General features: G+C 64.8%; 1 pseudogene. It reads left to right on the top strand.

Annotated elements, in window-relative coordinates:
- A pseudogene (locus tag G6R25_RS31130) lies at positions 1 to 161 on the top strand (IS5-like element ISFal3A family transposase); the annotation flags it as partial.
- Positions 162 to 301: the final 140 nt, after the last annotated feature.

Here is a 301-nt window from a genome sequence, read left to right as displayed (position 1 = left end):
TCTTCGCGCGGCCCTGGCTGCGCACCACGGTGGACATCGTCCGTAAGCCTGCCGGGCAGAGGGGGTTCTCCCCGTTGCCGAAACGGTGGGTGGCGGAACGGACGTTGGCGTGGGTCACCTCCTGGCAGCGGCTGGCCCGGGATTATGAGCGCCGGCCGGACAGTTCCGAGTCGTTCGTCTACTGGGCCATGATCGGGATCATGGCCCGGCGGCTCGCTCGTCACCGTGGAGCGGAGGGTGATCGTTTCCGCAAGGGAGATCGAGAGCTACCGGAAGCGAAGACCATCAAGATCTAAAACAA

Source organism: Candidatus Frankia alpina (assembly GCF_902806485.1).
Classification (GTDB): domain Bacteria; phylum Actinomycetota; class Actinomycetes; order Frankiales; family Frankiaceae; genus Frankia; species Frankia alpina.
Note: the sequence above shows the minus strand (reverse complement) of the source record. Positions and strands in the feature narration are given on the sequence as shown.